We start from the raw sequence: 25,655 nt of genomic DNA on the forward strand, positions 1-25,655 counted from the left end.
CCTCAATACTCACCCAGTTGCATCGCGTCGTCAGCGAGTCATGGAGCTCTATGAGAAGCTTTGGAAGTAAACGCCCTCGTCATCACCTGATACTCGTCAGCGGATTTCTTGCTCTGATTGCACCGCCATCATTTGCAAAAAGTGCCCCGAATGCCGGCCAGCAGCAACCCAGTATTTCCCGCCCGTTTTCGGTAACGCCGGTTGCCGCATTCAGGGAGCCCAGGGCAATCGCGTTCCTGCCTGATTCCCGGCTTCTGGTCACCGAAAAGGCAGGTCGCCTGTTTATTACCACCCAGGATGGCGTAAAAAAGGAGGTCGAAGGTGTTCCGCAGGTTCAGTACGGCGGACAAAACGGGTTGCTCGACGTCGCGGTTTCACCCACGTTTGACCAGGACTCCAGCATCTACCTGAGTTTTGTTGAGCCGGTAACGGGAGGCAGCGGACTCGCATTGGCCCGAGGCCGGCTGGATGAGACTGAGCAGGGCGCTGCGCTGAAGGATCTGACGGTCATCTGGCGGCAGGAGCCCAAAGCCATGGGGAGTCAGCCGGGCGGGGTCATCGCGTTCTCTCCTGACGGCCAGCACCTTTTTCTGACCTCAGGTGACAGACGCCACCCCGACTCGGCCCAGGACCTGGACTCTGCATTGGGGAAAGTGATTCGTCTTGACCTCGACGGCACGACACCTGCTGACAATCCCATGGCAAGCCGGGGCGGGGTAAGGGCCCAGATCTGGACCAGCGGGCATCGAAACCCTTACGGACTGGCTTTTTCAGCTGATGGAAAGCTCTGGCAGCATGAAATGGGACCCCAGGGTGGTGATGAACTCAACCTGCTGCAAGCAGGGAGAAACTACGGCTGGCCGGTAGTCTCGAACGGCGACAACTACGGCGGCTCGCCAATACCGGACCATGATCAGGACAGACGTCCCGAGTTCGCTGGCCCGGCGCTATTCTGGACCCCGGTCATATCTCCGGCAGGCATGAGTTTTTACAGCGGCCCATTGTTCCCTGAGTGGAACGGCTCTGCGCTGATCGGATCGTTGTCGGCAACCGGCCTCATCCGGGTTTCCATTGATCAGCGCGGCATTGCCAGGCAAGAGGACCGCTGGAACCTAGGCAAGCGAATCCGCGATGTCGCCGTGGCGCCTGATGGTGCTGTCTGGCTGGTAGAGGATGGGACTGGAGGGATGCTGGTCAATCTCAGGCCCGACCATCAGTGACGTACTAATGGCAAGTCTCGCCCGAATGGAAGGGCAATGCGCTGGCGGGATATTTGCCTGGTCGGGTGCTGATTGACTATACCTTCCATGTGCTGGAGCGATGAGCTGTCCCGTCGTTTTGGGCACTCTGCCACTTTGAAATGATTTGTAATCTTTGTTGTTTTTCGGAGCAGGCGAGTAAAACTCCGTTGAATCGAGCAATCAATAGCGCCGATCAGGCAATCGATCAGGCCTTCAGCGCAGGATACTGCGTCAGGCTGCACGGGATCTGAGTTTCTGCTGAGTGATCCTGGCCCCAAAGACTGCCTTTTGGAGACCGCTCATGAGCCTTTCAACTCACGATTCCCTGTTCAGTCAGTTCGTCGATCCGCTTCACGCTCAGGATCTGGCGGCGGCATTGATTGCTCGCGCTGAACGTTTTACCTGTTTTTATCCGGGATTCATCAGTGCTCACGTCAATGTCAGTGAGGCGGGCGACAGAGTGCTCATGCAGTTTCTGTGGTCCTCCGTAAATCAGGGCCAGCAAGCGATTGAGAAAGCTCAAGCCATAGAGCCGGACCTGTTTCAACTGGCCCGCCAACACCACTCCCGCGCGCTGTTGTTCAGCGCTTTCAATACGGTTGCGCGAGTGCAGGCGCAGCCGGTGTTGTCTTGAGTGCCCACATGACCCGTACAGGATCTTTCGCCATGTCTCTTGTTATTCATTCACCCGTTTCAGCGCTTGGTACCGGGTTTTGATATCTGCCAAGGCATTCAAATGGACAAACGTCCAGCCGTCCGAGCGAGCTGCGCTTTTGCTGGGGTTCGCGTTTCATTTCTGCGTCCTGGCCAGCTATTACCTGGTACGCCCTCTACGTGATGCCTTGGGGCTGGAGGGCGGTGCCGACAAACTGCAATGGCTGTTTACGGCGACCTTCCTGGTGATGCTGCTGATGGTCCCGTTATTTGGCGCATTGGTTTCCCGCCTGCCTGCGAAACGTTTCGTGCCTTTGATCTATCGGCTCGTTGCGTTGACGATGCTGATATTCGGTGTGCTGATTGCCAACCGGGTTGCGCCAGTCAGAGTCGGGCAGGTGTTTTTTGTCTGGATCAGCGTCTACAACCTGTTCATCGTCTCCATTTTCTGGAGTGTGCTGGTAGATCGATTCTCCAGCGAGCAAGGTCGACGACTGTTCGGCTTCGTGGCGGCGGGAGGAACCCTGGGGACTTTCGTCGGCCCGTTACTCGCTGCGGGAATGGCGACCAGGCTAGGGCCGCTGGCATTGACCTTTGCAGCGGCGTTGCTGCTTGAACTGTCCGTGCGTTGCTATCGGGGGCTTCTGTCTCGCACCGAGGCGCAATCCATAAGCCCGTTGCAGAGTGAGCGAAGCATGGGCGGCAGTGTGCTGGCGGGCATCACGCTGATTTCGCGCTCGCCTTATCTGCTGGGGCTGGTCTTGTTCATGCTCTTGCATACCACGGCAGCCACTTTCCTGTATTTCGAGCAGGGCCGGATTGTTGCCGGCAGTTACTCGGATGTGGGCAGCAGAACCCGGTTCTTTGCCATCATTGATCTGGTCGTGTCAGCGCTGACCCTGATTTTCCAGCTCTTGCTGACGGGGCCGCTGATCCGGCTGGTCGGTGTCGGTGGCGCGCTGATCTCGCTGCCGCTGGCGACCATCGTGGCGTTTACTGCAATGGCCATGGCTCCCGTTCCTGCGACTGTTGCGTTGGCGCAGGGCTTGCGTCGCGCCATCGAATTCGCCGTGGTGCGTCCAGCCCGTGAAGTGCTCTGGACCGTCGTCACCCGCGAGGAAAAATACAAGGCAAAGAATGTGATCGAAACCCTGGTGTACCGGGGTGGCGATGCGGCCAGTGGCTGGTTGTCCGTTGGATTGACGGCGTTGGGCGCAGGTTTTGGCGCTTTGGCCATCGTCATCGTGCCCGTCGCTGGTCTGTGGGGCGCGTTGTGCCTCTGGCTATCCAGACGGCACCGGGAAAGGGCGTCTGTCGACACACAGGTAGCCCATGAGAAATCCTGATTTTCAGGTCGTGCAGCAAGCCTCGAAATGGCTTGAGCAAGGCCCGGCATACATTGTCCGCATTACTGATGGAGTTGTTCGTGGCCAGTTATAGACCTGCCAGTTATAGACCTGATAGTGCCAAGGAGTCGAACGTGCAGTCTTCTTTCGAAAACAATCAGACCAGCAGCGATACCAGCCAGCTCGCCCACGTGGTGAGCCAGCTGCTGCGCAGTGAAGGGGACCTGGTCACCGCGATTCCCGGCCTGAGCCTGCATCGGCGCAAGGCCGCTACGTTGCCAGTGCATTGTATTTACGGTCTGGGGATCGGTGTGACCTTACAAGGCGGCAAGCAGGCCATTGTCGGGGATGAGGTGCTCGCCTATGACCCTGGCCAGTCGATGGTGACCAGCATCGATTTGCCGGTGTTCTCGAATGTCACCAAGGCCAGCGTTGCCAAACCGTTTTTGGGCATGATGCTGACATTCGACAGTGCCACGGTCATGCAGGTGGCCGAGCGCATGCAGTTGTCGCCGCGCATGAAAGACGACGAGTTTCGTCCTATCACCGTACAGGCGCTGGACGCTGGCGTACTCGATGCGTTGAGACGTCTGGTCGATCTGCTTGGTGAGCCGGATTTACTGGCGTCCATTGCTCCGCTGATCAAGGAAGAGATCATCACTCGTCTTCTGAATGGCGCGCATGGCCCGCAATTGCTGCATATCGTGGCTGCCGGTTCACCCAGAAATCACATCGCCAGAACGGTTGCCTGGCTGAAGCTGAATTTTCGGGAAACCCTGCGTATGGACGATCTGGCGGAACATGCCCATATGAGCCCATCGACTTTTCGCCAGCACTTTCGGGCCGTCACGGGGATGAGCCCGTTGCAGTACCAGAAGCAATTGCGGCTGCAAGCGGCCCGGCAGTTGATGCTGAGCCAGAATATCGATGCGAGCCGCGCCAGCGGGTTGGTGGGTTATGAAAGCTCGTCGCAGTTCAGTCGTGAATACAGCCGATTGTTTGGTGCACCGCCGCAGCGGGATATCAAGCGGATGCGTGTGTGATGCTAGGGTGCGCCATCCAGTAGCCACTGCGCGATCGACTTCAGATCGGCATCGGAAACCTGGGCTTGCGGGGGCATCGACATTGGTCCCCACTTGCCGGTGCTGCCCGATTTGATACTGGCGGCTATTTGCTCTGCTGTCGTGCTGCCGTCGCTATACTTTTGCGCGATTTCCTTCCAGGACGGGCCAACGACCCTTGCAGCGGGCTGGTGGCAGGCGGTGCAGACATAGCGCTGGGCCAACGCCTGGCTGGCTTGGGCCTGTGCTGGCAACAGGAGGCTGGCAAATGCCCCTAGAGACATGACCAGTGCGGCAATCATGACGCCTTGCGGTTTGTGAGCAGATTTCGGGTTCAGATAGTAGGTCAATTGGTTTTCTCTCTATTGATCAGCATTCGCTTACGCGAGTTTGAAAGGCAGCTCACGCAGCGGTTTGCCAGTGAGCCGGGCAATGGCGTTGGCGAAAGCCGGTGCGAGAGGGGGGAGGCCAGGCTCACCGATTCCTGTCGGCGGCTCGGCGCTCGGCACGACATGTACAGCGAACTCAGGCATGTCAGTGATGCGCGGCACGCTGAAGTCTGCAAAATTGCTTTGCTGCACTTCTCCGTCTTTCAGCGTGATTGCGCCGCCTGGCAAGCACATCGACAGGCCCATGACGGCTGCACCTTGTACCTGGGCTTCCACGCTGCGCGGGTTGACCGCGAGGTTGCAGTGCACACCGGCCGTGACATGGTGCAGCACCGGTTGCCCGTCACGTACCGAGGCTTGTACTACGTAGGCGACAATCGAACTGAAGGACTCATGCACGGCCACTCCCCAGGCACGGCCTGCGGGTAGTTGAGCCTTGCCATAGCCGCTTTTTTCCACCGCCAGTTGCAGGGCGGCACGGTGGCGTGGGTTTTGATCGGCGAACAGGCGCATCCGATAGTCCACAGGGTCCTGGCCGGTTGTCCGTGCGATTTCATCAATCAGTGTTTCCATCACGAAGGCGGTGTGAGTGGAGCCCACACTGCGCCACCATAAAACCGGAACGTTGAGTTTCGGATGGTGCACGGTCAGGCGCATGGGGAACGGATAGGGATCACGCATGCCTTCCGTTGCGGTCCTGTCGATGCCGTTCTTTACCATGCCGCTGAACATGGTATCGCTGGTGATGGACTGCCCGACCAGAACATGGTCCCAGGCCAGCACGTTGCCTTTGTCGTCAAAACCGATATGTGCGCGGTGCAAATGCATGGGGCGGTAGTAGCCACCCTTTATATCGTCCTCGCGACTCCAGAGCGTACGCACTGGTACATTCAGACCTGCTGTCCGGGCTGCCTTGGCCACTTCACACGCGAGTACAACGATGTCGCAACTGTGCAGGCCACGCCGACCGAAGCCACCGCCAGCGATCTGTACATTCACGTTTACCTGCTCAGGCTTGAGGTCAAGAGCGCGTGCGGCAGCCGCATTGTCTGTGCCGGGAAACTGGGTGCCCACCCAAAGCTCGGCGCGCTTTTCAGAAAGCTGGACGGTACAGTTCAACGGCTCCATGGGCGCGTGGGCCAGGTACGGGAACACAAACTCCGCCTGCAATTGATGCGGCGCTGTTGCCAGCGGCGTCATGTCGGCCTCGAAGCTTCGCGGGCCGGGGCGCTCTGCCAGCTCTCGGTACGAAGCCAACTGCTTTTCGCTGTCTACCTTTTCGAGGTTTGCGGTATCCCATTGCAGCTTGAGTGCATCGCGTCCCTGTCTGGCTTGCCAGTAACCGTCAGCCACCACCGCCACGCCTTCTGCGCCGCGATCGAGCGGAATACGCAGCACGGCTTTTACGCCTTTCACTGCACGAGCTGCACTGTCATCCACCGAGCTAAGCCGGGCACCAAAGATCGGTGGGCGCGCGACCACGGCGGTGAGTTGTCCAGGCAGGCGCATGTCGATGCCAAAATCCTGCTGGCCACTGCTTTTGGCCTTGGCGTCGATACGTGTTGTTGCACGGCCGATGATTCTGAAATCCTTGGGGTCCTTGAGCGTGACTTTTTCCGGTACGGGCAATGCCATTGCGGCTTCGGCCAACTCACCGTAGCTCGCCTTGCGGCCACCCGGCCCGATGACCATTCCTGACTGTGTGTGCAGGCTTGTCACGTTTACCTTCCAGCGCGTGGCTGCTGCCGTGAGCAACATGGCGCGTGCTCGTGCGCCCAGTTCGCGGTACTGGAGGTAGCTGTTCTTGATTGAATTCGAGCCGCCGGTAAGGTGCATGCCGAAAGACGGGTCTTGATAGGCTGCGTCGCTGTTGCCGTTGCGACTGCGCACCAGGCTCCAGTCAGCATCGAGTTCTTCGGCCAGAATCATTGGCAGGCCGGTTTGTACGCCCTGGCCAAACTCCAGCCGGTTGATGGTCACCGTCACTTCACCGTTGGAGGCAATCTGCACAAAGGCCGACGGCTGTTGCGAAGGTTTGAGAGGTGCCGGGCCAGTGCTGCCGCTTTCTGCCATTGCCCAGTGGGGAAAGGCACCGATGGCCAGCCCGCCGATACCGGCCATTTTCAGGAAATTGCGTCGTGCCAGCATGACCGGTTCGCGCTTCTGGTCACGTTCAAGCAGGTGTTGCAGCGCACGTGGCAGCTCATCCGGGACGGTTTCGTTGAACATGATGAAAGCTCCAGTCAGGCAAGAGTTTGAGCCGCGTCGGCCACGGCTGCGCGTATGCGGGCATAGGTACCGCAGCGGCAGATATTGCCGACCATGGCGGAGTCGATTTCCTCAGGTGTCGGCTGCCTGCCCTTGGGCTGGGCCTTGAGAAAGGCGGTCGCACTCATGATCTGCCCGCTCTGGCAGTAACCGCATTGCGCTACGTCGTGCTTGACCCAGGCAGCATGAACCGCTGCACCTATGGGGTCGTGGCCATCGGTTGCGCTTTCGATCGTGACGATTTTCTTGCCCAGGACTGCCGATATCGGAGTCACGCAGGAGCGTATGGCCTGTCCGTCCAGATGCACTGTGCAAGCACCGCAAAGCGCCATTCCGCAGCCGAACTTGGTGCCGCTCAGCCCCAGAGTGTCGCGCAAGACCCAGAGGACAGGCGTTGCGGGGTCTACATCGACTACGTGGTCTTTACCGTTGATATTGAGGGCGCTCATGGTGTGTCTGCTCTCAGTGATTGGAGGGGAACGAGTCTTTCAAACATGCAGGTGCTCAGGTGCCCGCTGGCAAACCCAGCAACTGGCGCAACTCAACTGCATCGGTATTGGCCCTGAACCCAGGGCCACCCCGTTGAAAGGTACGGGCCGTGGCCAGGTTGCCGGTGATGACCGGTTCGCAGCCAATGTCACGGGCCAACCGGGCTGCCACTTCCAGCGCCTGTGAGTCATTACTGGCGATGGGTACGCCCAGCTTCGCTCCCTGGCCACGCGCAGAGGCACTTACAGAAGTCGCATCGACAGCGCTGAAAGCACGAACCAGTCGGGTCCCGGGCAAGTATCTGGTTGAGGTTTCGCCTACGCCATTGGCATAGGCTTCGCGGGACAAGGCGTTGCCTTCATCGGGAGGCGGGTTGGTGGCATCCAGGACTATCTTGCCGCGCAGGGCAGGGGCCAGATCCTGTCCCAGTTGCACTAGCGCGTTATAAGGCACGGCAAAAAACACCACGGTTCCGAACTCTGCCGCCTGCTGCGGGGTACCTGTCGACGCTAGTGGCCCCAGTTGTTTGACCATCGGCTCAAGTTCCGACGGGGTGCGCGACGAAAACATGACCTCATGACCCGCTTGTACCCAGAGCCGGCCGAGAGTCCCGCCATGTGAGCCGGCACCGATCACCCCGATTCGCATCCTGGGCTCGGCATGACTTGTGGCAGGGAAGAGCCACAGCGTTGATAAAACCATAATGGCCATCAGAACAGCGCGACGAATAGTTGGCATGAAAACGATCCTCAAAGGTCTATTGCGGCCATTCCTTCTTCACTATGGCGCTCGCCTGCAGCAGGCGTGAGATTGTTCAGGCGATGGATTTGCCCGGCACTGAGCTCAAGCTGATCCGCCGCTGTGTTTTCCTCGACTCGCGACAAGTGTTTGGTGCCTGGAATCGGTGCAATGTCGTCACCCTGAGCCAGCAACCATGCCAGCGCCACTTGAGCCGGGGTCGCATCTGACTCGTCAGCCACAGCCTTTACCTGCTCAACGATGCGCAGGTTACGCTGGAAGTTTTCGCCGATAAAACGTGGGTTGGTCTTGCGCCAGTCATCGTCACCAATCTGCTCGGGAGAACGGATTGCGCCGGTGAGGAAACCGTGGCCCAGTGGTGAATACGGCACAAAACCGATGCCCAGTTCTCGCAGCAATGGCAGTAATACCGCCTCGGGATCACGGCTCCACAAAGAGTATTCCGTTTGCAGGGCGCTGATCGGGTGTACTGCGTGGGCTCGGCGGATTGTGGAGGGCGAGGCCTCGGACAGGCCGATATGGCGGATCTTTCCCTCTTTGACGAGGTCAGCCAGTGTCGCAACGGTATCTTCGATTGGAGTATCCGGATCGACACGATGCTGGTAGTACAAATCGATGTAATCGGTACCCAGGCGTTTCAGCGAACCTTCGACGGCGGTGCGGATATTCAGCGGGCTGCTGTCGAGCACTCCAGGCCCACCGTTCGAGTGGGAGACAATCCCGAACTTGCTGGCCAGCACGACCTTGTCGCGACGTCCTTTGATGGCCCGACCCACCAGTTCTTCATTGATATAGGGGCCATAGATTTCGGCGGTGTCCAGGTGAGTGACCCCTAACTCAAGCGCCCTGTGAATGGTTCTGACGGAGTCATCGTCGTTGGCTGTCCCGATATCATAAAAGGCCGACATCGACATTGCGCCGAGCCCTATACGGGAAACTTCGAGCCCCCCAATGGATATATATTTCATAGGTCAGTTTCTCAAACGGGTATGAGCATGCAGCCCACAAAGGTGATGAACCGTGACAGGGTTCCTGCGAGGAACTATAGGGCGCGGCACATTTCCCGAATTACCCATTACGCTCGAATCATTGCCTAAAAGAGCGAGAGTGCGAGAGGTGTGTCGGCATGTTTGCGGGGGGAAGGATCGGGCGGGTATCAGAAAACAAAGAGCCCGATCGGGTCGGGCTCTATGGGGCGATGGGCTGAATCGAAGGTGTCATTGATGGCCTGGTGTCAGCCGATCAACTGCAAGCTTCCGCATGAAGATATTCGGCAGTGGAATCACGAATGATTGGCCCCATGCTGCTGACAGGGTGCGATTGTTCCATGATCTCAAGCGTTGCGCCGGTGCCCACCAGATTCACCGTGCGGTTCTGGCAGTCATAGACGCGCTTTGAGTAGATCACGCCCAGGAAGCCTTCACGTTTGGTGACGATGACACGCTGTCCGGCTGTGCCGCTTTTTTTCACCACAGCGTAAGTGCCGATCGGGTCACCGGGAACGGAAATGGTTTTCTCGGTGGCATTGGCCGAGAAGACTGGGATCAGTAGAGCCAACAAACAAGCATGAATTCTCATCGGTGCTCCTGCGGATGAACTGTGTTGCTCATTGGATCCAAAATTTACTCTCGGATTATTGTTCTGGGTAGCGGGGGAACATGCCTTTCGTCGTTTTGGTGGCTGATATGACCTGCCGTTCGTCGTATGGCAGGTCATACCCGTGAGTCCATGGAACTTTTTCAAACAGCTTCCTTGCTGTCCTTGCCATGGAAAATGCGCGACACCATCACGTAAAACAGCGGAACAAATATGATCGCCAGGATCGTGCCGGACAGCATGCCGCCGATGACGGCGGTGCCCAGGGCATTTTGAGCGCCTGATCCGGCACCGTTGCTCAGTACCAGAGGAACGCAACCGAGAATGAACGCGATGGAGGTCATCAAGACCGGGCGCAGGCGCATACGGGCTGCTTCGAGTGCCGCCGCGACCAGTGTCTTTCCAGCTTCGTGCTGTTCTTTGGCAAACTCGACGATCAGGATGGCGTTCTTTGAGGCCAGGCCGATGGTGGTGAGCAGGGCGACCTGGAAATAAACGTCATTGAGTTTCCAGGTCAGCATCGCACCCAGCAATGCACCGAATACACCCAGAGGGATCACCAGAATCACCGAAACAGGGATCGACCAGCTTTCATAAAGCGCTGCCAGACAGAGGAACACGATCAGGATCGACAGGCTATACAGGAGTGTCGTCTGGCCGCTGGACGCTTTTTCCTGACGGGAAAGGCCTGTCCACTGGAAACCTATCCCGGCTGGCAACCTGGCGATTGCTGCCTCAACGATCTCAAGTGCCTCGCCGCTAGAGGCTCTGCCGGGCATGCCCATGCCGAGGATTTCGACCGACGGCACGGCGTTGTATCGCTCAAGGCGTGGGGAGGCCAGCATCCACTCACCTTTGGAGAAGGCATCGAACGACACCATGGTGCCGGCACTGTTGCGCACATACCAACGACGGATATCTTCCGGCAGCATGCGGTAGGTGGCTTCGCCCTGCAGCATCACTTTCTTTATCCGGCCCTTGTCTATGAAGTCATTCACATAGCTGCTGCCCCAGGCGTTGGAAAAGACGGTATTGATGTCGTCAATCGAAACGCCCAGGCTTTCAGCCTTGTGCGTGTCGATCTCCAGTTTGAACTCCGGCGAGTCTTCCTGGCCGTTGGGGCGTATGGCGACCAGTCGATTGTCCTTGTGCAAGTCGGCCATCAACTGGTTGCGTGCCTGCATGAGCGCCTCGTGCCCGAGATTGGCCTTGTCTTGCAGCATCAGATCAAAGCCCGTTGCGTTGCCGAGTTCCGAGACGGCAGGCGGCGCGAAGGCAAACACTCTGGCGTCGCGAATGCCTGCAAAGAAGGCCCCAGCCTTGGCTGCCACAGCGGTCACGCTCTGATCCTTGCCAGTTCTCTGGTCCCAGGGGCGTAACTTGATGAAGGCAAAGCCGACGTTCTGCCCGCTGCCAGCGAAGCTGAAGCCCATGACGGCAAACATGCCTTCAACCGAGTCCTTCTGGTCCACCAGGAAATGGTGCTCGACTTCACGCAAGACTTCGTTGGTGCGGGTCTGTGTTGCGCCCGGCGGCAACTGGACGAGGGCAAACAAGGTGCCCTGATCCTCGTCAGGCAGGAACCCGCCTGGAAGTTTGCTGAATCCGAATACGACCGCGGCCAGTAACATCGCGTAGACAACCATGTAGCGCCGTCCCTTGCCCAGCATGTGCATGACGATGCCCTGGTAGCGTTTGTTGCCACGGTCGAACATGCGATTGAACCCGCCAAAGAATCCTTTATTGGTCAGGCCATGGGAGGGTTTGAGCATTGTCGCGCAGAGTGCCGGGGTGAGCACGAAGGCCACCAGCACCGAAAGCGTCATCGCCGAGACGATGGTGATGGAGAACTGGCGATAGATCACGCCGGTTGAGCCGCCAAAAAAGGCCATAGGTACGAATACAGCGGCCAGAACCAGCGCGATGCCGATCAGTGCGCCGCTGATCTGTGTCATGGATTTGCGTGTGGCCTCTTTGGGAGACAGGCCTTCTTCCTCCATCACCCGTTCGACGTTCTCCACCACGACGATAGCATCGTCTACCAACAAGCCAATGGCCAGAACCATGGCGAACATGGTCAGCGTGTTGATGGTGAACCCGAAAACCGCCAATACACCAAAGGTGCCGAGCAACACTACAGGCACCGCGATGGTCGGGATCAATGTGGCGCGCAGATTCTGCAGGAACAGAAACATCACCAGAAAGACCAGCGCCACAGCTTCGACCAGGGTATTAACGACCTGCTTGATCGAGATCCGCACGAAGGGCGTCGTGTCATACGGCTTTTGGACTTTCATGCCTGGCGGGAAGAACTTTTCCTGCTCGGCGAGGCTGGCATCGATTGCCTTCACTGTATCCAGTGCGTTGGCACCGGGGGCCAGTTTGATGGCCAGGCCGGTCGCCGGTTTGCCGTTGTAGCGGCTGGAAGTGGTGTAGGACTCGGCCCCCAATTCTATTCGTGCGACATCCTTGAGGCGTACCTGGGAGCCATCGGTCTGGGTGCGCAGCAGGATGTTTCTGAATTCCTCAGCTGTCTTGAGTCGAGTCTGAGCGGTAATCGTTGCATTGAGTTGCTGGTTGGGTGCCAGTGGCAAGCCGCCTAGCTGACCGGCCGATACCTGGGCGTTCTGAGCCTTGATCGCGGTCGTGACATCAATGGGCGTAAGCCCGAAGTTGATCAGCTTGTTCGGGTCGAGCCAGATGCGCATGGCGTATTGAGACCCGAACAGTGTGGTGTCTCCGACTCCATCCAGACGGCTGATCGTTTCCTGCACGTTAGCGGCCACGTAGTCGGCGAGGTCCGTATCGCTCATGCTGCCGTCTTCTGAGGTGAAGGCGAGCACATTGAGGAAGTTGGTCGCTGACTTGGCAACGGTGACACCTTGCTGCTGGACTTCCTGCGGCAGCAATGGAGTGGCCAGCGATAGCTTATTCTGCACTTGTACCTGTGCAGTGTCCGGGTCAGTGCCGTTCTCGAATGTCAGGGTAATGGTGGCGGTGCCCGAGGACTCACTGGTCGAGGCCATGTAGCTAAGCCTGTCCAGCCCCTTCATCTTTTGCTCGATGACCTGGGTGACACTGTCTTCCAGGGTTTTCGCCGAGGCTCCGGGGTAGGTAGCGGTGATGGCGATTGCTGGCGGTGCGATGCTGGGGTACTGCGCGATAGGCAATGTGAGAATCGACATGATGCCCGCTAGCATCACGATAATGGCAAGTACCCATGCAAAAATGGGTCGGTCGATAAAGAAACGCGACATAGGGGGCCGTCCGGCTTAGTTCGAGGCGCTGGCTGGCGCTGATGAGAAAACGTTCGCAGTAACAGCCTTGGGCTGCCAGGGCGTTGTCTTGACTTCGGCACCCGGTTGGGCGCGCGGGATGCCCTCTACCACCAGTTGCTCACCAGGCTGCAAGCCTGAGCGCACCAGCCATTGGTCGCCAACGGTGCGGTCGGTATCCAGTGTCCGGAGTTCGAGTTTGTTGTCTTTGCCGACGACATAAGCAATGGGTTTGCCTGCGCTGTTACGTGATACAGCCTGCTGCGGGATCAGAATTCCGTTCTGTTGCGTGCCTTCCTGCAGAATCGCGCGTACGTACATCCCTGGCAGCAACTCTGCCTGTGGATTAGGGAAGACGGCCCGCAGAGTGATGGAGCCGGTCTTCTGGTCCACGGTGACGTCCGAGAATTCCAGGCGGCCTTCAAGCGGGTAGTCACTGCCGTCCTCCAGCTGTAACCGGATTCTGGCGGCGGACTCACCGGATTTTTCCAGCTCACCACGAGCCATTGAGCGCTTGAGACGCAGCAGCGATGCGCTGGGCTGAGTGACGTCTACATAGATAGGGTCAAGTTGCTGAATGGTGGTCAGAGCCGTGGTCTGGCTAGCCGTTACCAATGCCCCGGGTGTGACGGTCGACTTGCCGATGCGCCCGGTAATAGGAGCGGTGACTCGGGTGTAGGCAAGGGTGATACGAGCGCTTTCGACGTTCGCCTTCGCCGCATTCACATCGGCATTGGCTTGTCCCAGTTCAGCGTCAGCATCATCGTATTCTTGCTGACTGACGGCCTTTATTGTCACTAACTCCTTGTAGCGTTCGGTCTTGAGGCGCGAGGAGCGCTGAGTGGCTTGCGCCTTGCCGAGGGTCGCCACGTAATTGTCGTAACTTGCCTTGAACGTCGCCGGGTCAATCCGGTAGAGCGTTTCACCCGCCTTTACATCAGCGCCTTCGCGGAAGGTACGCTCCAGAACGATGCCGCCTACCTGAGGGCGAACTTCGGCGATCAGGTAGGGAGTCGTGCGGCCCGGAAGCTCGGTTGTCAGGTTGACGGGCTGAGCCCTGACCGTCGTGACACCCATCACCGGCGTTCCTTCAGCAGGCGGTGGCCCACCGGGTGGATTGCCGCATGCCGTCAACAGCAGCGGCGTTGCAAGCACAAATACAAGAGCAAAAGGCAGGCTGGTACGACTGGCAGCAGGGCTCAAGGTAGTTCTCCGGCGGGCGAGGGGGCGATTAAAATATAAACGGTACGGTTCGGTATACTAATAACGGCTTTTTTAGGCGTCAACTTAAACTGCCCAGTTTGGTGTACTATTGGCGTCCGCCTATAAGGAGTTTTTTATGCGCGTCAGGACAGAAGCCAAGCGCCAAGCCATTCTTGAGGCTGCTTCTCAGGTTTTTCTGGAGTCTGGTTTCGAGGGGGCGTCGATGTCTCAGATCGCCGCTCGGGTCGGCGGATCAAAACGCACGCTATACGGTTATTTCGCGAACAAGGAAGACCTCTTCGTCGCTGTTGCGCATAACGTTGCCGAGGGTTTGCTAGGTTCGCTGTTTGACTCCCTTGCAACTACCGATGAGCCACTTCCTGTGGCATTGGCAAGGGTCGGCTACAGCTTGAGCAGGCTGATGACCGATGAGCAGACATTGCAGATCATGCGCACGATGATTGCGGTGTCCGGGAGAAGTGATATAGGCGTAATGTTCTATGCGACGGGGCCTGCCAAAGGACTGCAAGCGCTTGCCGACTATCTGGAGCGGCAGATGGAGGCTGGCATGCTCAGGCGCAGTGATTCGATGGTCACCGCTCAACACTTTCACTCATTGCATCAGGCTGAAACCCTGCTGCCGGGGCTGCTGGGCATCCTCAAGAACCCCACCAGCCAGTATCTCGGCGAGTCTACAGTGCGGGCGTTGGGTGCATTCCTCAATGCCTATGCGCTGCTTGATCACCCCTTGTCGAATGAGCAACTTATACAGGCGGTGAAACGTGCTTCGCACGCAGAACAGGAAAAGCCCCGGATTGCTCCGGGGCCTTGATGCCTTACTGCTGAATTTACAACGCAGCCTGCGGACTACGCCCCAGCACACGGCTGTATTCAGCCTGGGCTGTCGCTTCTGTAAACTCGCCCGACCATTTGGAAACCACCACTGTTGCGACGCTATTGCCAATGGTGTTGCAGGTGGCGATGGCCATGGACATGAAGCGGTAGACCCCGAACAGCAGCGCCAGGCCTTCGGCTGGCAGTACGCCGATGGCGGTCACTGTCGCGGCGAATACCACAAAGCTGCCTCCCGACACGGCGGCGGCGCCTTTGGAGGTCACCAGCATCAGGGCGATGATGCCCAGTTGTTGCTCCCAGCTCAGCGGCACGCCGTAGGCATTGGCGATGAACAGCACACACAGCGACATGTAGATGGACGTGCCGTCCAGGTTGAAGGCATAGCCGGTAGGCAGTACCAGGCCCACGCTCTGCTTGGAACAGCCGAACTTCTCCAGCTTTTGCAGCAGGCGTGGCAGGGCGCTTTCCGAGGAGGCCGTTCCCAGAACGATGAAGATTTCATCCTTGATGTACTTCAGGAAGCGCCACAGGCTGAACCCGGAAATACGGCACACCACGCCCAGCACTACAAAGATGAAGAAGGCCACGCAGACGTAGAACATCAGCACCAGATTGGCCAGCGACATCAGCACTGCCGTGCCGTTGCTGCCGACGGCGTACGCCACCGAGCCGAATGCACCCAGAGGCGCGAACTTCATGATCAGGTTGATGAACTCGAAGAAGCACTCGGAGATGCGATTCAGGCCATCCTCGATGACTTCCCGGCGTTCCGGCTTGAGTGCCAGCAGCGCAAAACCGAAGAACACCGAGATCACCAGCACTTGCAGCAGTTGACCGCCGGAGAAGGCTCCGACGAAGTTGTCCGGGAAAATCCCGTAGATGAAGTCCAGCGTCGAGGTTGGAGCGTGGCCCTTGGCGATTGCCGCACTGGCCGCTGCCGAGGTGTTGCTGCTCGGGTGTGCGTCATGCATGCCTGAGCCGATCTGCAGCAGGTTGCCCCACAACAGACCCAGAGCCAGAGCAATGGTGGACACGATCTCGAAATAGATCAGGGCGCGCAGGCCCACCTTGCCGACCCGCTTGATATCGCCGGCCGAGGCGATGCCATGAACCACGGTGAAAAACACCAGTGGCGCAACAGCGGTCTTGATCAGCTTGAGGAAGATATCGCCGAGGATCTTGAACTTGGCCGCCAGCTCCGGAGCCATGAAGCCGAAGGCGATACCCAGCACCATCGCAGCGATGACCTGAAAGGTCAGGTCCTTGTAGAACGGTTTCTTGGTGGTCGTGGACATGATTGCAATCTCATTGTTTTTATTGGCAAGCAAAGGCAATGACCCGGCCTTGACCGGGCCTTCGGAGGATCAGCGTTTGACAGAGCCCTCTCGGGCCAGGGCGATATCGACCATCTGCGGGGCCAGGCCCAGATAGTTGGCCGGATCGGTCAGACGCTTGAGCTCCTCGATGTCCAGTTGTGCGGTGGCTTCGCCTTGGGCGAGAAGGGCGTCGAGCAGGCTGATGCCCTGATCGTTGGCCATGCGGCAGGCGGTATACACCACGTCATGGGCGACCTGGCGACCCAATGCCGGAGCCAGTCCCATCATCACCGCTTCGGCCACGATCAGGCCTTGGGTCATGTCCAGGTTCTTGCGCATGCGCTCGGGGCGTACTTCAAGCCCGGCGAGCATGAAGGTCGCCTGGCCCAGGGACGCGGCGCTCAAGGCGAAGGCTTCGGGAATGGCGATCCATTCGGCCTGCCATGGGCCGGTGGAGCGCTCGAAATCCTGAATCATGGCGTCGAGCATCAGGCCTGCCTGCTGGCGTACACCCTTGGCGGCGGCATACATCAGCTCGCAGGAAATCGGGTTGCGTTTCTGCGGCATGGTGCTGCTGGCACCACGTCCCTTGACGAAGGGTTCGTACACTTCGCCCAGTTCGCTGGTCATCATCATCATGATGTCCAGCGCGATCTTGCCCAGAGAGCCGGTGACCAGCCCAAGAAAGTTCAAGGTTTCGGCCAGCCCGTCACGAGCGACATGCCAGGTCGCCTGAGGGACGCCAAGGCCCAGCTCGGCCATCAAGGCTTCCTGCACTTCCAGGCCCTTGTCGCCCAGCGAGGCCAGGGTGCCTGCGGCCCCTGCGAACTGACCGATTTCCACCCGCGGGCGCAGTTCCACCAGACGCTCGGCATGGCGGTCGAACATGCTCAGCCAGACGGCGCATTTGTAGCCGAAGGTGATCGGCAGGGCATGTTGCAAGTGAGTCCGGCCAGCCATCGGGGTATCGCGATAACGCTGGGCCAGACCGGCCAGCAGGTTGCGCACGCTCTGGATATCACGTTCGACGATGGCCAGGGCTGCGCGTACCTGCAACACCACAGCGGTGTCCATGATGTCCTGGGTGGTCGCGCCCCAATGCACATAGCGTCCGGCTTCGCCGCAGGTTTTGGACAGTTGTTCGACCAGAGGCAGGATCGGGTAACCGACGATTTCGGTTTCGTGCTGCATGAGCGCCAGATCCAGCGACGAGTAAGTGGCCAGTTCGGCGATCTGCTCGGCCGCCTTGGCGGGGATCACGCCACAACGGGCTTCTGCACGAGCGAGGGCAACTTCGACCTCGATATAGCGTTCGATCAGGGCTTTGTCGGAAAACACGGCGCGCATCTCGGCGGTGCCGAACATATCGCGAAAGAGGGCGGAGTCGAAGACGGTGCTGGACATGAAGAGATACCTGATATGTTGTTATTGGTCGGACATATTATAAATGTCCGTACATAATTCTTGCCCGCTCGCTGATACACTGTCAACTCGCAGAAAGACCGGGACTGATGAAAGGTATGAACCAGACGCGCTATGCGGTTGTTGCAAAGGACCTGCTGGAGGGCATTGCCAGCGGCCGCTACCCGGTGGGGAGCCTGCTACCCACCGAGTTCGAGTTATGTGAGCTTTATGACGTGAGCCGCCATACCGTGCGTGCGGCCATCACCCAGTTGCAGAATCAGGGCCTGGTATCACGACGCAAGCGGGTGGGGACGCGGGTCGAAGCCAGCTCGCCGAGAGGCGGCTACTCGCATTCATTGGCATCGGTGTCGGATCTGGTTCATCTGGCCGAGACGCAGGTGCGCAGCATCCAGAACGTTCGTCATTTCGTTGCGGATATCGCCGAAGCCCGGCGTCTGGGGCTTGAGCCGGGGGAACACTACTTTTGCGTGTCGAGCATTCGGGTCGACCAGCAGAACATCAATGCGCCTTTGTGCTGGACGGATGTCTACGCGCAGGATGGCTACTCGGCCGTGATCGAACTGGCCGAGCAGCACCCCGACGAACTGATCGCGGCACTGATCGAGCAGCATTTCGGTCGCCATATCGACGTGGTGGACCAGCAGGTGCGAGCGGTGCTCCTGACCCCGGAAATCGCCAGGAGCCTCAATGCCGAGACGGGCTCGCCCGGCCTGAAGATCATTCGCCAGTATCGAGACGATTCAGGGGCCTTGATGGTGGTGTCCGAAACCATTCACCCGGATGACCGCTTCACACTGGTGGTGCAGATGAAACGCGAGAAGAGTACTGGCGCCGGCTAGCCTGACATTCTTTCCAGACCTCGCCGATCAGTTGTTTGAGCAACAGCGCCTCGGCCCAACGGTCGGTGATATCACGTCCGTCCGGGCCGGTGATTGCATAGGGCGGCGGGCCGAGTTCGCAGGTAAATGACAGGCTGCCGGTTTCGCCGAGCGGGCGGTTCAGCCAGTCCTCGATGCCGTAGCGCCAGAGCTTGAGAAAGTAGTCCAGCCAGGGCCGATGCTGGGCAAAGGTGATGGGTATTTGCACCTGTTCACTGTTGGCGACCCGGCCATGAAAACCCCAGCTATGGCGCAGAATGGTCTGCAAATGCTCTTCGTCTTGCGAGGCCGCAGGCACGGGCAGTTCCCGACCCACGACGTAATGGGACAGATCGGCCAGGAGCTTGAGGTCCGGCATCTCGGCGAGGATATCCAGGGTGAACAACAAGTCGCTGGTGATGCGATAGCGATGGGTTTCCAGCAGGATCGGAAACGCTGCCTGCTCGGCCAGTCGCTGCCAGCCCTCTATCAGGTCGATGGCCTGGTGCAATGTCCGTGGTTGCGCATCCGCTTGCAGGGTGAGGTGGTGGCAGCCGTAAGGTGAAATCACATCGATGGCTCTGGCCAGATCGTCCACGGTACGCGGAAACAACTGGCCTTCGATCTGCAAGCCCTGAGCGTTGGCAGCAGAGGCTAGCCGCTTCACATGCCCGGGGACCCAGAAGTGATCGGTGATGCCGTCAAACCCTGCCGCCGCGATTTTCTCCAGTTGCGCCTCAAGAGAGAGGTCGCATTGCCCCTGATGATCGAGCATTGCCCAGAGTGACTGAAAGATCAGGAATTCACGCATGTCAGCTCCTCAGCAGTTGCTTGAGTGGCATATCGGGATTGGCCAGTTGCCCCGCATCCAGGCTGATCTGACTGCCGATCAGCCGTTCGCAAAGCTTGATGTCCTTGGCGACGCTGTTACCCGGTCCCCAGCCGCAGGCGCCGATCAGGCGTTGCTGCGGGTCGAGGTAAAACAGCACGAAGCCGTCCGCCGGGGTGACACGTGTGCCATCAGGCTCGCTATTTGAAACCTGCCCCACGGTTTGCAGCCCCCAATCGTACTGATCGCTCCAGAAGCCGGGTACATCGTTGAATGGCTGCCCGGCACCCAGCATATTCAAGGCTGCATGTCGCCCTTGGGCTTCGGCATTGCGCCAGGTTTCCTGACGTTGAAAGTCACCCTCGGGGTGCAGGCGGAACTCGCAGACATCCCCGGCGGCAAAGATATCCGGGGCGCTGGTACGCAATTGTTCATCGACACGAATGCCTTGCCCGACCTCAAGACCTGCTGCTCTGGCCAGCTCGATATTGGGTTGCATGCCAATACCTGCGACCACCAGGTCACAGGCAAACTGCTCGCCGTTGACCAGTTGCACGGCCTCTACACGGGGCGCGCCCTGCAAGGTTTCAATGGCTGCATTCAGACGTACGTTCACGCCGTTGCGTACATGCAGTGCCAGCAGGGCGGCGGAAACAGGCCCTGGCAGGACTCGACCCGCCAGACGCGGCCCGGCCTCCAGCAAGGTCACCTGGCAATCCAGGGCTCGGGCAGTGGCCGCGACCTCCAGGCCGATGAAGCCGCCACCGATCACCACCAGACGAGTTCCCGGCTTGAGCGACGTTCGCAAGGCAATGGCTTCGTCATGGGTCCGAAGGTAAAGCAGGTTGGCGGGCTGCTGCACAGTAATGGGCAACTGCCGTGCCCGGCCACCGGTGGCAATCAACAGGCGGGCATAATCCAGCCAGTTTCCGTCGGCCAGTTGCAGGCGATGACGGGACGGGTCCAGTGCTGTCACCGGGTTGCCCGACAGATGCTCGATGTTCAGTTCGGCCAGCCGGGCCTCATCGCAGAGGCTGCATGCAGCAAGGTCCATCGTACCCTTGAGCAACTCCTTGGACAGTGGCGGACGCTCGTAGGGCAGGTGCCTTTCATCACCGATCAGCACCAGACGACCGCTGTAACCCTCGGCCCGCAGAGTCAGGGCCGCACGGCCACCGGCATGCCCGGCGCCGATGATCACCAGTGGAGCGTCATGAGCAGGCATGGCGATTCCCCCTTTCATGAGGTGAGGCCGAGCAGGACACGTCCCGCTTCGACCCGGACCTGATAGGTCTTGAGATTGACGCAGACCGGAGCCCCCAAGGCCTGGCCAGAGCGGTAATCGAAGCGTCCATTGTGTTTGGGGCACTCGATTACATGCGCCATCACCAGCCCGTCGGCGAGGTGAATGGCCTCATGGGAGCACAGGCCGTCGGTGGCGAAGAACTCACTGTCGGCAGAGCGGTAAACCGCATAGGTGCGCTGGGCATGGTCGAAACGAATGACATCTTCTTCGTCTATGTCGTCCACAGCGCATACGTCGATCCATTGGTCGGTCATGGCAATCTCTCTTGTTGTTTTTCGTGGGATCCAGCGAGGGGCCGTTCAGGACTCGGCAAGTGCCTGTTCACTGCTTTCCCGGCGTGGTTGCAACGGGCGGCGAACGAAGTAGGTCGGGTCCTTGCGCTGTTTCCAGACCGTTGGAAGGATCTCCCTGAAAGCCTCGAACAGGCTGCGATAGGGCGGCGGACAATCGTCGACTATTTCGGCATGAAGTTGGGCCAGGGCGTGATAAGGCACCATGGGAAACATGTGATGTTCCAGGTGATAGTTCATGTTCATGTAGAGGAACCGAAGCACAGGGTTCATATAAATGGTTCGGCAGTTAGTGCGGTGGTCCAATGTATCTTCGGCCAGCCCTACATGTTGCGTAATACCGAAAAGATAGGAAAGCCAGCCGCCATAAAGTGACGGTAGACCGATAAACATCAACGGCAGCCAACTGTGCAGATAGAGTGCTGCCATGATGGTCAGGGCATAGATCACCAGCCAGATCCGCGCCGCACGAAAGACCTTGGGCAGCTCGGATTCAGGGATGAAATCCCGTTCTTCATCACTCGCATGGCCCTGGGCATGGCGCAGGACACCGCGAAAGGTTTCCAGGGCGCGGGGCAGGCTGAGCAGGTTCAGAAACATCTTCAACAGACTGGGCGGACGTGGTTCGACGATCTCCGGGTCCCGTCCGACGATGATGGTGTCGGTGTGATGACGGGCATGGCTCCAGCGCCAGACATGGGGCTCGAAGATGCACATGAAACTGGCAATGTGATAGACGACATCGTTCATCCAGCGGGTCTTGAAGGCCGTGCCGTGGCCGGTTTCATGCCAGCGGGCATTGGAGGCTGTGCCATACAGCACGCCATAGACAATGAAAAACGGCACGCAGGCCGAGCTTCCCCAGAACCAGTAGCCACCCCAGCCGGACAGCCCCAGCGTCAGAAACCACAGCGCGGTATCACGCAGGGCCGGACCATCGCTGCGTTGCATCAACTCTTTCATGCGCTTGCGAGGGACAGGGCATTGATACCAGGTGGCCGAGACCAGACCTTTTTGCGCGGCACGTGCTGCCTCTGGACCGGTCAGTCGATAATCCCGGCGCTTGTATTGAATATCCTGTTCAAAGGCTGAATCGTGTTCAGGCATTTTATTATTCTCCGCAAGCATGTTTATTGTTGGAACTTGCCGCGATGTTTGTTTGATTGCATCGCTGGAGAAAAGAGTAGGCAGTTGCAGTAAGTCACTCAATCCCTTGAATTCATTCTCTATCAAGCTATCATCCAGCCCCGGAGCGGAATGATAGTTTTCTATCAAGGGATCAAACATGAATAACAAGAAACGTCCTACGATTGCCACAGTGGCCGAGCGTGCCGGGTTGAGTGTCGCCACCGTGGACCGGGTGCTCAACGACAGGGCACCGGTCAGCCCGCAAACGGCCGAGCAGGTGCTGCAAGCGGCCGAGTCGGTCGGTTATTTCGCTGCCCGGCTGATTGGCCAGCGAATTCGTGAACGTCGTCCTCACTACCGTTTCGGCATCCTGTTGCTGGGGACGGCCCAGGCGTTCTACGCCAATCTTGCCGCCGCCATCAATGAGGCGGCGCGGGCCTGGCCCGATGCGAATCTCACGTGCCACTTCGAGTACATCACCGACCGCACACCGGCTGTCATTGCCGGGCAGATCGAACAACTGGCGGTGAAGTACGACGGTCTTGGCGTGGTCAGCTTTGCCCATCCGCTGATCAACCAGACCATCACGCAGATACGCGCTGCCGGCGTGCCTGTCGTGGCCTTGCTGTCGGACTTTCACGACACCCGGCAAGGGCCTTATGTCGGGCAGGACAATCACCAGGTCGGGCGTACCATGGGCTGGCTGGTCGCGCACTTCGGGGGGGCCCGCGAAGGTTGTGTCGGTGTATTGATGGGCGGGCATCGCTTTCTGGGACATCAGGCCCGTGTCGATGGCCTGCGCAGCTACCTGACAGAACATGCACCGCAGTTGCGCATGCTGGAAGCGTTGGTGAACATGGATAACGACGACATCACCGAGGAGGCCACGCTTGACCTGCTGGCCCGCCATGACGATCTGCGTGGCCTGTGCGTAGTCGGAGGCGGGGGAGATGGCATCATCAAGGCGTTGGCTCAACTGCCCGAGCGGCCGTCGATCTGCAGCATCCTGCTGGAGTCGACGCCCCTGTCATGTCAGGCCCTTGAGCAGGGCGTGGTCAGCCTGGTCATCGATTCGCAGCCACTGCTAATCGGCACTTCCCTGATCCGGTTGCTGGTCGAGTTGCAGGAGGCACCAGTCTTTGATCCAAAGCGGCATTGTGTTCATGTGCCTTTGCAGATAGTGACGAGTGAGAATAGTGGGGCTTTGGGCTGTTGAGGTATGGCCGATGCTTTTGGCTTTTGGAATGGCATCCTGCGGACTTGATCGGAGAATCCTTAACTCAGCACTATTGCTTACCACAAAGCAGTCGATAACCAACTTGCTTCCTTTCCTCGTTTACCACCGGTGTGAAATTGATCAAACCCTTTCTATTCTTATGCTTGGCATTGTTGGCGGGCTGCGTTGGTCACTACCAGCAGCCAGCACCAAACGCTGCGCATGCAACCCTGATTGCCAAGTGGAGCACCAACGCCCTCATTTCTGGAGGCTTCCAGGCGTACGATGCGTATTATGACAACCGTTGTACCGACACAGACGAAACCGGTGTGCTGGGTGCCGTTTCGGAATCGGAGCCCGAAAAAAATCGATTCTTTATCAAGCCTGATCGACGTATTTACTTGATCGCCGTGAGCTCGGGCACAAAAATCCACCAGCCCACCCCGGGTTCACTGATTGGCAAAACCTGTTTGAACGTCAGCAGCTTTGTTCCCAAAGCTGGAGCGACCTATCAGATGAGCCAATCAACGCCTGAGCAGGGTTGCTCGTTAAAAATCCTGGACATGCATACTGGCCAGGTGCCCGAAACGCTTGTGGTAGAGACAGTTACCAAAGAATGTGGTTTGTAGCGATTGCCAGAATTCGTAGGCGGTGGCGGCTGCGCAGCGCAGCAGTTCGCAGATGTGCAGCAGGGATTCTTCGAGGTAAGGAACAGGTGGGTCGGGGAGTACTTTTTTACGGTCGAGATAGGGGCAGGTCCATCAGAAATATCCTGCAAGCAGGGTAAAAACCGAGGCCAGTCTTGAATGCCATATTCAACCCCATCACGGAATCTTGAACCGCGCACTGACCTTGGTCTTGCCATCCGCCAGGGTCAACAGGGCGCTGACCCGTGATCCCGATTTGAAACTCACGCCCCGGCTTTGCAGTTGATTGCCGCTGAGCGCAACAATATCGGTCTTTGTCCGGGCATGGCGGGTGGTGATGGTGAGCACGCCCGTGACATTCGCGGCACTGACGGGCTCATCGTGATCAGTCAGGTACAGATCGACCGTATCGCCCTCAGCAACCATTTCAATGGCGACCAGCCCGGCATCCTCGATCAGGCCACCGTGCTGTGGCTGGGGGACACCATGGGCACTGGCCTGGCTCATGAGCAGGGCGCAGGTCGCGGCCAGCAGGGTCTGGAAAACAGCTTTCATGACAAGGCTCCATCAATCACTTTTTGTTCAGGCGAGCGATTTCAGACGCTGGCAGGCTTGAGTCTGCGCGGGGCAGAGGTGCCAGGCCTGTATTCTTGTGGAAGGAGAGCGACGAGCTATAGGCCAGGATGTCGTATTTCTCCTTGTTGCCATCAAGGCCGATACGTTCTCCACCCTCCGAGCGGTCGCGGTATTCGATACCCAGCACATAGGTGCCTTTCCAGGGCAGCTTGAAGCTGACCTTGCCTTCGCCATCTGTATTGGCCAGCCGCACCCAGCCGGAGCCCGAAGACAGGGTCACGGGAACATTGCCCAACGGGTCTTGCAGGTGAAAGACCTGAAACTCCACTTCATCGCCCTTTACGACGCCTGTCGGCACGATATCCAGGTCCAGTTCGGGCTCGCGTACACGAAAGTCGCTGACCCAGCGGGTGGCTGGTGTCCAGTAGGCGCTGACGGTCTTGCCTTCGTCCTTGACCTGAAAGATCGGGTACTGCTTGTCGACGGCCAGCAATGAATCATTCTTGCCTGGCTTCTGAGCGACCGAGAAATGGTCGCGTTCGAGTTTCATCTTCAGCGGGACCGTACCTGAGGCGCTTGTCCACTGAGCTTCCAGGGCCTTGAAGCGATCCATGCCGCCGGGTGTGACTTCCAGCATGTTGCTGTCATATTCGCCGTAGTAGAACGTCATGCTGCGGTCCGGGGCCTGCTCGAACCAGATCTGGTGAGCCTGTACAGAGTGGGCTGCAAGCAGGATTGCCGAAGCGGCAAGCAAGGTGCTCAGGGTTTTCTTCATGACGGTTTCATATCCATTGGGCCAAGCCGGCCAGAATACCCAGCGAAAGCTTCTGTGTCAGGCTTGTGCGAGCTTTTTCAGAGCTAAGCTCATGATCTGGCCGCCAATTTTTTTCGTATGAGGCCCAAAGCTTTTTCCGTTCAAGGCCGGAACA

General features: G+C 58.6%; 24 protein-coding genes. 8 read left to right on the plus strand and 16 right to left on the minus strand.

The window, feature by feature from the left end; translation table 11 throughout:
• Positions 1–50: 50 nt before the first annotated feature.
• From ACODS3_RS04670 to ACODS3_RS04685, 4 genes are all read left to right on the plus strand, one after another.
• A complete protein-coding gene (locus ACODS3_RS04670; RefSeq protein ID WP_489033476.1) occupies positions 51–1,220 on the plus strand; it encodes a PQQ-dependent sugar dehydrogenase in 1,170 nt (389 codons plus the stop codon).
• 322 nt (positions 1,221–1,542) lie between these two features.
• On the plus strand, positions 1,543–1,875 hold the full coding sequence (locus ACODS3_RS04675) for an antibiotic biosynthesis monooxygenase (protein ID WP_489033478.1): 333 nt from the start codon (positions 1,543–1,545) through the stop codon (positions 1,873–1,875).
• A 79-nt stretch (positions 1,876–1,954) separates the two neighbouring features.
• Positions 1,955–3,241 (plus strand): NTP/NDP exchange transporter, encoded by a 1,287-nt coding sequence (locus ACODS3_RS04680; protein ID WP_489033480.1) that lies wholly within the window; start codon positions 1,955–1,957, stop codon positions 3,239–3,241.
• Positions 3,242–3,375: 134 nt separating this feature from the next.
• The gene (locus tag ACODS3_RS04685; RefSeq protein WP_025259770.1) at positions 3,376–4,284 is read left to right on the plus strand and encodes an AraC family transcriptional regulator; all 909 of its coding nucleotides are present in this window, start codon (positions 3,376–3,378) and stop codon (positions 4,282–4,284) included.
• A 2-nt stretch (positions 4,285–4,286) separates the two neighbouring features.
• Here ACODS3_RS04685 and ACODS3_RS04690 read toward each other — a convergent pair whose 3' ends face one another.
• The 8 genes from ACODS3_RS04690 to ACODS3_RS04725 all read right to left on the minus strand — a co-directional run bounded on the left by ACODS3_RS04690 (position 4,287) and on the right by ACODS3_RS04725 (position 14,281).
• On the minus strand, positions 4,287–4,652 hold the full coding sequence (locus ACODS3_RS04690) for a c-type cytochrome (RefSeq protein ID WP_236249374.1): 366 nt from the start codon (positions 4,650–4,652) through the stop codon (positions 4,287–4,289).
• Positions 4,653–4,682: 30 nt separating this feature from the next.
• The gene (locus tag ACODS3_RS04695; RefSeq protein WP_304573974.1) at positions 4,683–6,920 is read right to left on the minus strand and encodes a xanthine dehydrogenase family protein molybdopterin-binding subunit; all 2,238 of its coding nucleotides are present in this window, start codon (positions 6,918–6,920) and stop codon (positions 4,683–4,685) included.
• Positions 6,921–6,934: 14 nt separating this feature from the next.
• Positions 6,935–7,408, minus strand: coding sequence for a (2Fe-2S)-binding protein (locus ACODS3_RS04700; protein WP_201017585.1), 474 nt, complete (start codon positions 7,406–7,408; stop codon positions 6,935–6,937).
• Between the two features lie 55 nt (positions 7,409–7,463).
• A complete protein-coding gene (locus ACODS3_RS04705; protein ID WP_236250160.1) occupies positions 7,464–8,186 on the minus strand; it encodes an NADPH-dependent F420 reductase in 723 nt (240 codons plus the stop codon).
• A gap of 11 nt (positions 8,187–8,197) precedes the next feature.
• Entirely contained in the window at positions 8,198–9,175 is a 978-nt protein-coding gene (locus tag ACODS3_RS04710; RefSeq protein ID WP_201017584.1) for an aldo/keto reductase, read from the minus strand.
• Between the two features lie 274 nt (positions 9,176–9,449).
• Positions 9,450–9,785 (minus strand): hypothetical protein, encoded by a 336-nt coding sequence (locus tag ACODS3_RS04715; RefSeq protein WP_201017583.1) that lies wholly within the window; start codon positions 9,783–9,785, stop codon positions 9,450–9,452.
• Between the two features lie 161 nt (positions 9,786–9,946).
• Entirely contained in the window at positions 9,947–13,060 is a 3,114-nt protein-coding gene (locus ACODS3_RS04720; protein ID WP_489033484.1) for an efflux RND transporter permease subunit, read from the minus strand.
• A gap of 15 nt (positions 13,061–13,075) precedes the next feature.
• Complete coding sequence (locus tag ACODS3_RS04725) at positions 13,076–14,281, minus strand: efflux RND transporter periplasmic adaptor subunit (RefSeq protein WP_489033486.1); 1,206 nt, start codon at positions 14,279–14,281, stop codon at positions 13,076–13,078.
• Positions 14,282–14,417: 136 nt separating this feature from the next.
• Here ACODS3_RS04725 and ACODS3_RS04730 point away from each other — a divergent pair, with 136 nt between their 5' ends.
• Positions 14,418–15,113, plus strand: coding sequence for a TetR/AcrR family transcriptional regulator (locus tag ACODS3_RS04730; RefSeq protein ID WP_201017581.1), 696 nt, complete (start codon positions 14,418–14,420; stop codon positions 15,111–15,113).
• A 16-nt stretch (positions 15,114–15,129) separates the two neighbouring features.
• Here the strand turns inward: ACODS3_RS04730 and ACODS3_RS04735 are convergent, their stop codons facing one another.
• Together ACODS3_RS04735 and ACODS3_RS04740 are read right to left on the minus strand one after the other, a co-directional pair.
• On the minus strand, positions 15,130–16,431 hold the full coding sequence (locus tag ACODS3_RS04735; protein WP_201001899.1) for a cation:dicarboxylate symporter family transporter: 1,302 nt from the start codon (positions 16,429–16,431) through the stop codon (positions 15,130–15,132).
• Positions 16,432–16,500: 69 nt separating this feature from the next.
• On the minus strand, positions 16,501–17,856 hold the full coding sequence (locus tag ACODS3_RS04740) for a class-II fumarase/aspartase family protein (RefSeq protein WP_122321231.1): 1,356 nt from the start codon (positions 17,854–17,856) through the stop codon (positions 16,501–16,503).
• A gap of 116 nt (positions 17,857–17,972) precedes the next feature.
• On the opposite strand from ACODS3_RS04740, the gene ACODS3_RS04745 reads away from it, so the two are divergent.
• The gene (locus ACODS3_RS04745) at positions 17,973–18,716 is read left to right on the plus strand and encodes a GntR family transcriptional regulator (RefSeq protein ID WP_122321295.1); all 744 of its coding nucleotides are present in this window, start codon (positions 17,973–17,975) and stop codon (positions 18,714–18,716) included.
• Here ACODS3_RS04745 and ACODS3_RS04750 read toward each other — a convergent pair.
• Genes ACODS3_RS04750 through ACODS3_RS04765 form a run of 4 tightly spaced genes read right to left on the minus strand, consistent with a single transcriptional unit; the run spans position 18,667 to position 22,266 of the window.
• Entirely contained in the window at positions 18,667–19,545 is an 879-nt protein-coding gene (locus ACODS3_RS04750; RefSeq protein WP_201017579.1) for a sugar phosphate isomerase/epimerase family protein, read from the minus strand. The two genes, ACODS3_RS04745 and ACODS3_RS04750, sit on opposite strands and share 50 nt — an antisense overlap.
• Before the next feature lies 1 nt (position 19,546).
• On the minus strand, positions 19,547–20,788 hold the full coding sequence (locus ACODS3_RS04755) for an NAD(P)/FAD-dependent oxidoreductase (protein WP_489033489.1): 1,242 nt from the start codon (positions 20,786–20,788) through the stop codon (positions 19,547–19,549).
• A 14-nt stretch (positions 20,789–20,802) separates the two neighbouring features.
• Positions 20,803–21,123 carry a MocE family 2Fe-2S type ferredoxin gene (locus ACODS3_RS04760; protein ID WP_122321237.1) on the minus strand — a complete coding sequence of 107 codons (321 nt, stop codon included), beginning with the start codon at positions 21,121–21,123 and terminating at the stop codon, positions 20,803–20,805.
• Between the two features lie 45 nt (positions 21,124–21,168).
• Positions 21,169–22,266: a fatty acid desaturase family protein gene (locus ACODS3_RS04765; RefSeq protein ID WP_489033490.1), complete on the minus strand. Its 1,098-nt coding sequence runs from the start codon at positions 22,264–22,266 to the stop codon at positions 21,169–21,171.
• Between the two features lie 178 nt (positions 22,267–22,444).
• Here ACODS3_RS04765 and ACODS3_RS04770 point away from each other — a divergent pair, with 178 nt between their 5' ends.
• Both ACODS3_RS04770 and ACODS3_RS04775 read left to right on the plus strand, forming a co-directional pair.
• Positions 22,445–23,503 (plus strand): LacI family DNA-binding transcriptional regulator, encoded by a 1,059-nt coding sequence (locus ACODS3_RS04770; protein WP_489033492.1) that lies wholly within the window; start codon positions 22,445–22,447, stop codon positions 23,501–23,503.
• Positions 23,504–23,634: 131 nt separating this feature from the next.
• Entirely contained in the window at positions 23,635–24,132 is a 498-nt protein-coding gene (locus ACODS3_RS04775; protein WP_304573983.1) for a hypothetical protein, read from the plus strand.
• Between the two features lie 195 nt (positions 24,133–24,327).
• On the opposite strand, the gene ACODS3_RS04780 is transcribed toward ACODS3_RS04775, so the two are convergent.
• Entirely contained in the window at positions 24,328–24,705 is a 378-nt protein-coding gene (locus ACODS3_RS04780; RefSeq protein ID WP_489033493.1) for a hypothetical protein, read from the minus strand.
• 16 nt (positions 24,706–24,721) lie between these two features.
• Positions 24,722–25,501 carry a DUF4198 domain-containing protein gene (locus ACODS3_RS04785; RefSeq protein WP_489033494.1) on the minus strand — a complete coding sequence of 260 codons (780 nt, stop codon included), beginning with the start codon at positions 25,499–25,501 and terminating at the stop codon, positions 24,722–24,724.
• Between the last annotated feature and the right edge of the window lie 154 nt (positions 25,502–25,655).

The sequence above is a fragment of the Pseudomonas sp. FG43 genome, from assembly GCF_057809175.1.